At 65.5% G+C, this 6,465-nt stretch carries 10 protein-coding genes; 8 read left to right on the top strand and 2 right to left on the bottom strand.

Going from position 1 to position 6,465, the window contains the following annotated elements:
- Positions 1-42 precede the first annotated feature (42 nt).
- Positions 43-645, top strand: a complete 603-nt coding sequence (locus RMN95_RS07285; RefSeq protein WP_309616272.1) for a GNAT family N-acetyltransferase — start codon at positions 43-45, stop codon at positions 643-645.
- Between the two features lie 34 nt (positions 646-679).
- A complete protein-coding gene (locus tag RMN95_RS07280; protein ID WP_309616271.1) occupies positions 680-1,222 on the top strand; it encodes a dihydrofolate reductase family protein in 543 nt (180 codons plus the stop codon).
- Positions 1,223-1,233: 11 nt separating this feature from the next.
- On the opposite strand, the gene RMN95_RS07275 is transcribed toward RMN95_RS07280, so the two are convergent.
- Positions 1,234-1,638, bottom strand: a complete 405-nt coding sequence (locus RMN95_RS07275) for a hypothetical protein (RefSeq protein ID WP_309616270.1) — start codon at positions 1,636-1,638, stop codon at positions 1,234-1,236.
- 258 nt (positions 1,639-1,896) lie between these two features.
- On the opposite strand from RMN95_RS07275, the gene RMN95_RS07270 reads away from it, so the two are divergent.
- The 4 genes from RMN95_RS07270 to RMN95_RS07255 all read left to right on the top strand — a co-directional run bounded on the left by RMN95_RS07270 (position 1,897) and on the right by RMN95_RS07255 (position 4,207).
- Complete coding sequence (locus tag RMN95_RS07270; RefSeq protein ID WP_309616269.1) at positions 1,897-2,187, top strand: helix-turn-helix domain-containing protein; 291 nt, start codon at positions 1,897-1,899, stop codon at positions 2,185-2,187.
- A complete protein-coding gene (locus RMN95_RS07265; RefSeq protein WP_309616268.1) occupies positions 2,184-2,540 on the top strand; it encodes a VOC family protein in 357 nt (118 codons plus the stop codon). Before RMN95_RS07270 ends, RMN95_RS07265 begins: the two co-directional genes overlap by 4 nt.
- Positions 2,541-2,838: 298 nt before the next feature.
- Complete coding sequence (locus tag RMN95_RS07260; protein WP_309616267.1) at positions 2,839-3,597, top strand: coenzyme F420-0:L-glutamate ligase; 759 nt, start codon at positions 2,839-2,841, stop codon at positions 3,595-3,597.
- The gene (locus RMN95_RS07255; RefSeq protein ID WP_309616266.1) at positions 3,587-4,207 is read left to right on the top strand and encodes an NTP transferase domain-containing protein; all 621 of its coding nucleotides are present in this window, start codon (positions 3,587-3,589) and stop codon (positions 4,205-4,207) included. The genes RMN95_RS07260 and RMN95_RS07255 overlap by 11 nt, the downstream gene beginning before the upstream one ends.
- Here the strand turns inward: RMN95_RS07255 and cofD are convergent.
- A complete protein-coding gene (gene cofD, locus RMN95_RS07250; RefSeq protein WP_309616265.1) occupies positions 4,187-5,140 on the bottom strand; it encodes a 2-phospho-L-lactate transferase in 954 nt (317 codons plus the stop codon). The two genes, RMN95_RS07255 and cofD, sit on opposite strands and share 21 nt — an antisense overlap.
- A 185-nt stretch (positions 5,141-5,325) precedes the next feature.
- Between cofD and RMN95_RS07245 the strand changes: the two genes are divergently transcribed.
- Complete coding sequence (locus RMN95_RS07245; protein WP_309616264.1) at positions 5,326-5,679, top strand: PLD nuclease N-terminal domain-containing protein; 354 nt, start codon at positions 5,326-5,328, stop codon at positions 5,677-5,679.
- Between the two features lie 112 nt (positions 5,680-5,791).
- Positions 5,792-6,465, top strand: a 674-nt coding sequence (locus tag RMN95_RS07240; RefSeq protein ID WP_309616273.1) for an AAA family ATPase, incomplete at its 3' end; no start/stop codon positions are given.

The raw sequence follows: 6,465 nt of genomic DNA, 5'->3' as shown, positions 1-6,465 counted from the left end.
GTACCTCGACGGCGAAGTCAGCGACGCCCATATCCTGAGCTAATGAATCCCACCGGCCACCTCACCCGCGTAGCGCAGCCCGACGATATCGAGGCAATCGTCGCGACCGTCACGTCCGCATTCTTCGACGATCCGCTGTGGGGGCCCGCCTTTCCTGATCGTCAGAACCGTGCTGCGCAGGCTTCGGCATTCTGGCGGTTGCTGGTCACCTCGGCGCAGCGCTATCCGTGGACGTTCGTCTCCGGCAACGCCGAGTCGGCCGCCATCTGGTTGCCGCCGGGTGGCATCGAACTCACCGAGGCTGAGGCGAACGGCTTCGATGGTTTTCTGGCAGGGATCGTGGGACGGGAGGGCGCCGACGCGATTCTCGCGATAGTCGACAAATTCGAGCATGCCCGACCCACCGAGCCGCATTTCTACTTGAGCCTGTTCGCGACCCACGACGATCATCGCGGCAAGGGACTAGGCATGGGACTGCTGCGAGAAAACCTGGCGCGGATCGATGCGCTCGGTGGTTCTGCCTATCTGGAGTCGTCGAATCCGGCCAATAACGACCGTTACGCGAGCGTGGGCTTCGCTCCCCGCGATCAGATCGTCCAGGCATCCGGCCATGTCATCACGACGATGTGGCGGCCAGCTCAGTAGGGAAGCCAAAATATGAGCGCCGTACACTTCCCGCATGGGCGACCTCATCTACACGGGAATCACCTCCCTCGACGGCTACATCAGCGACGCGAGCGGCAACTTCGACTGGAGCATGCCAGACGAGGAGGTTCACAGTTTCATCAACGAGCTGGAGCGCCCAGTCGCCACCTACCTGCTGGGACGACGCATGTTCGACGTGCTGAAAGTGTGGGACACGATGCCGGCCGACCCCGAGCATCCCGCCATCGACGACTATGCCCAAATCTGGCGCGCCGCCGACAAAATCGTCTACTCGACGACCCTGCCCGAGGTGACGGCGCCCCGCACGAGGCTTGAGCGCGACTTCGACCCGGATGCCGTGCGCGCCATCCCCGGCGTCATCTCGATCGGCGGCGCACACCTGGCCGCTGTGGCGATCAGGGCGGGCATGATCGACGAGTTCCGGATGCTCGTCAGCCCCATCATCGTTGGTGGCGGCACCCCCTACCTCCCGCTCGGTGTGACCGTGCCCCTCACCCTCGTAGAGCACCGCCGCTTCGGCAACGGCGTCGTGTTGCTGAGGTACCGGCGCGCGTGACGACGGGTCGGCTACTCGGGCGCCAGCGCCAATAACGTCACGGCTTTGGGCGCACAACGTTTCACGATCGTCCAATACAGCTCGCCGTCGTTCGTCGAAACAATGAATGTCGTCGATGATCTGCCACAGAGGCGGGGCCTGGCTCGCGCTTCGTCGTTTGCCCGTCGAAGGCCAGATACCTCGATCTGCCGATCGCCCACCACGCCCATGCTAGGTATGAAGTTAAGGTGCCGTGGTGTGATCTCGCAAATGCCCTCACTCCACTCAGTGCCTATGTTGAGCACTCGCCCTGTTGCCGCTCGAAGACCACACCGCACGCTGTTGCTGGCAAGAAGTTGCCGATCGGTGGGCTCCCGGCCCGGACCGTCCGGGATGCCCAGCGACAGGAAGTCCAGCACGAAATCGAGAAAGATCACACAGTGATCCTGGCAGTCCGCGGCAGCGCAGCCGCCACCCGAGCTCTACGACCAAATGAAGGAGATATCGCCGCGAGGGCTCGTTTGTGCTGTGGGGTGACCCGTCGTTCCGAAATCTCCTTCATTTGGCAGCGGGAGATGGCAGCGGGAGATGACAGCGGGAGATGACAGCCGAGGATGGCGGCGGGGACGCGGGCGACAGGGGTCGACTCAGACCCACTGTTGATAGGTAACTTCACGGTTGCCTGTACTGGCGGTATGGATGCCACATTTACGGCGATAGCGGATCCCACCCGCCGCGCCCTGATCGACGCACTCCGCGAGCGCAATGACTCGAGCTTGTTCGATCTGTGCTCGCGACTGATGTCGGTAAGTGGCATCGCCATCTCGCGCCAGGCCGTCAGCAAACACATCGCCGTTCTCGAGGCGGCAGGCCTGCTGAGCGTCCGCAAGACAGGGCGCACCAACATCCATCACCTAGATACGACCCGGCTGGACGAGGTCACGGCATGGCTCAACGCACACACGAACACCCAGGAGGAGGCATGATCCGGATCATCACCACCAGCGTCTTCGTAGACGACCAGGCCAGGGCGCTCGCCTTCTACACCGAGATGCTCGGGTTCGAGAAGAAGGAGGACATTCCCCTGGGCGAGTTCTGCTGGTTGACGGTAGTCTCACCTGCCGCGCCGGACGGCGTCGAGCTGCTGCTCGAACCGGACGAGCATCCCGCGGTGGGACCCTATAAGGAGGCACTCGTCGCGGACGGCATCCCCGCCGCGAGCTTCGGTGTGGATGACGTGGTCGCCGAACACGCGCGCCTCACCGCTCTGGGGGTCACCTTCGTGCAGCCTCCGACGGATCTCGGCCCCGTCACGATCGCGACCCTCGATGACACCTGAGGTAATCCCATCCAGATCGCGATGCGGAACTAGCCAGGCGGCAGCGCGCCGGTGCGTGGCCGCGCAAGCTCTGCGACCAAATGAAGGAGATATCGTCGCCGGGCTTGTTTGTTCTGCGAAACAACCCCGTGATTCCGTAAATCTCCTTCATTTGGCAGAGGAGAGCCAGGCGCGGGAAGGCTGCGGCTCGGGTAGGGGAGAGCTTGGCGGTGGCGGCGGGGATACGTGCAGTGGCACGCCAACACACGCCGTGACGAAGGTAACGAAGCACAAAGGCCTCGCTGCCTAAACTTGAGCCATGATGCTCACCGTGTTCGCCGTCGGGGGCCTGCCGGAGTTTGTGGCCGGTGACGACCTCATCCAGATGATCGGCGACGCGGTCGACGGCGTGCTCAAGGACGGCGACATTCTCGCGATCACCTCGAAAATCGTCAGTAAGGCCGAGGGGCGGCAGGTGCTGGCAGCGGATCGCGAGGAGGCGATCACGTCAGAGACCGTGCGGGTCGTGGCATCCCGCGAGTATCCGGGCGGGGTGACCCGCATCGTCGAGAATCATCTCGGCATGGTGCTGGCGGCCGCGGGGGTTGACTCCAGCAACGTGCCAGAGGGCATCGTACTGCTGCTTCCCGTCGATCCCGATGCGAGCGCTCGCGCCCTGTGCGCGGCGCTGCGTGAGCGGCTCGGCCTGCGCATCGGCATCGTGATCACCGACACGCTGGGGAGGCCATGGCGGCAGGGGCAGACCGATGTCGCGATCGGGGCGGCGGGCATCCGGGTGCTCGATGATCTTCGTGGTTCGAACGACGCAGGCGGCAGGCGACTGGATGTCACGGCGCCAGCGGTAGCGGACGAGATCGCCGCCGCGGCAGACCTCGTCAAAGGCAAGGCCCTCGGCCTGCCGGTCGCCGTCGTGCGCGGGCTCAGGCACCTGGTGGCCGAACTGGACGCGCCGGGCGCCCGGTCGATCGTGCGCACCGGCCCCGACGACATGTTCAGGCTGGGCACCAAAGAGGCGCATGCCGAGGGGTTCGAGGCCGGACGCGCGAGTGCGCACTGACTGGGTCATTGTCGTTCCGTTTCGGGCGACGGGCGCCAAGTCGCGGTTCGGTCCGGGCGATCACGGCGAGCTCGCCCTGGCGATGGCGCTCGACACCGTCGAGGTGGCGCTAACGGTCGCGCGCGTGATCGTCGTGACGGATGCCGCGGCCGACTTACACGCGGCCGACTTCGTCGCGCTGGGGGCGGTGGTGCATCCCGACCCTGGTACCGGACTGAACGCCGCCATCGAGGCCGGCCTGGAGCACGCTGGTCTCGATGTGTCCCGAGCGGTGCTGCTGGGGGATCATCCCGCGCTGACGGCGGCCGAGTTGCGGCAGGCGCTGGCAGCGTCCTCGCATCCACTGTCGCTGGTTGCTGATTCTGCGGGCGACGGCTCTGCGTTCACCGCCGCGCTGGTGGGCGTTCCCCATGTCACGGTGTTTGGGGTCGGTTCCCGACTGGCGCACCGGGCCGCAGGCTACGTCGAGCTTGAGGGACGGTGGCCCGGGCTTCGAGGCGATGTCGACACTCCGGCAGACCTTGCGGGGCTCACGAATCCCGGCCCGCGCACAAGTGCCTGGCTGGCGGGGCCGCGCACGACAGCGTGGTCAGCCGATCGCCGCCGCTAGCGCGTCCCGACCGAGCGCAGCGCTGGATTCGGCGTCGTGCATCCACAGCGGCACGACATGGGCCCGGATGCCCGCCGCCTCGATCGCGGGCGCGCAGGCCGCATCCGACTCGTCGATAAGCCACGCATCCAGCACCCCGCCGCGCGATCGCGCCCCGTAGTGCAACGCCACCGCGTCGGCCGCCGTAGCGACGCCGATCGCGGTGAGGCAGGCATCGGCCATGCCGCGCACGACGGATCCGGAGATGATCGGCGACACCCCGACGACCACGCCGGGCGCCTCCGCCAGGGCGTCACGGATGCCCGGGATCGCCAGGATCGGCCCAATCGACACCACCGGGTTCGACGGGGCCACGATGATCACATCGGCCGCCGCGATCGCCTCGAGCACGCCTGGTGCCGGGGTCGATGCGGCAACCCCAACGCTCTCAAATCGCTGTGCCGCGATGGATGCCCGGTGCCGGGTCCACCATTCCTGGAAGTGCATCGAGCCGCCGCCGTCAACGATCACGTGTGTCTCCACTTCGTCGTCAGTGGCGGGGATCAGGCGCACGCCGAGGTTCCATCGTGAGGTGATGCGGGTGGTAACCTCGCTCAGCGGGAGGCCTTCGCCGAGCAGGTGGGTGCGCGTGAGGTGGGTGCCGATGTCGAGGTCGCCGAGAGTGAACCACGGCCATCCGACGCCGTATGCACGAAGTTCGGCGCTGACCCGCTCGGTCTCCCCGACCCGGCCCCAGCCGCGCTGCTCATCGTTTTCCCCGGCGAGCGTGTACATGATCGAGTCGAGGTCAGGGGCAATGCGCAGGCCGGTCAGCCACATGTCGTCACCAACGTTGACGATGGCCGTCACCTGGTCGGCGGGGGAGATAACGTCGCGCAGGCCGCGCAGGAAGCGAGCGCCACCGACGCCGCCGGAGAGAACAGTGATCTTCACCCGCTCAACGCTACGGCGTCGCCGCTGCCCCATGTTGGTAACTCCTGCAGTTCGGGCGATGCTCGGTTTGACGCCCCCGGAATTCCGGGGCAGCGGTCGCTGGCGCACAGCGATCTGCAGGAGTTACCAACATTGAGCCCCCGAAGCCTTCCTAACGGGAGCCCGCCGCTCCTATGATGCTAAGCATGTTTCAACTTGTGCTGACCGTGGGGTCGCTTGCGCTGCTGATCTTCGCGCTGGTCGACGTGATCACCAGCGATTCATGGAAGATCCGCTACCTCGACAAGGTCTCGTGGGCCTTTATCGTCATCCTCCTGCCGCTGATCGGTTCCATACTCTGGCTGGTCATCGGCAAGCATCGGGATCAGCCGACCGACTGTGGCACGTTCGGTGACCCGCGTCGGCGGGAGGCGGCAGTGAGGTACCAGTCGCCAGAGGAGGACGCGGCCGCCGTCGAACGCGAGATCGAGTTCCACGAGCGTGAGGCTCGCATCCGGCGCCTCGAAGCCGAGCTGAAGGCCAAGCGCTCCGACTCGTGAACCTTGCCAGTCAACTGGCAGTGTTGTCGATTCGTTATGCTGGCAGACTCAGGACGTGGAGAGTACATCGTTGAACATCGACACTGAGAGCCGCGACGCAGGTCATCAACCGATGCTCCACGATGAGTTCTACGCCAGGACTCGCGAGATCCTGCGCATGATCGAGACGGTCATCGACGGTAAGCGAACAGCCATCGAGATGGCTCTGACGGTGCTGCTGGCCGAGGGTCATCTGCTCATCGAAGACGTTCCCGGCGTGGGCAAAACGATGCTCGCCCGCACACTCGCGCGCACAATGGACTGCTCGGTGATGCGCATCCAGTTCACGCCTGACCTGCTGCCGGCAGACATCACCGGCGTCTCCGTCTACAACCAGGTCGACCGGGAGTTCGAGTTCAAGCCCGGCCCCATCTTCGCGAACATCGTCATCGGCGACGAGATCAACCGCGCAAGCCCGAAGACCCAGTCTGCGCTTCTCGAGAGCATGGAGGAGGGCCAGGTCACCGTCGACGGCCGCAGCTATGTGCTCGGCACCCCGTTCATTGTCATCGCCACTCAGAACCCGATCGAGATGGAAGGCACCTACCCGCTTCCCGAGGCCCAGCGTGACAGGTTCATGGCGCGCATCTCTATGGGGTATCCGGACGCCGCGGCAGAACTCGCCATGCTCAGGCAGCGTGCCACCTCGAGCCCGCTCGACGCGGTAACGCCGGTCGTGACGCGGGAGCAGCTCGCCGCCATGATCGCGACCGCACGAGGCGTCTATGCGAGTCGTGCGGTGGAACA

It is taken from the genome of Salinibacterium sp. (genome assembly GCF_031364185.1).
Lineage (GTDB): Bacteria > Actinomycetota > Actinomycetes > Actinomycetales > Microbacteriaceae > Rhodoglobus.
This window is presented reverse-complemented; position numbering and strand designations above follow the sequence as displayed.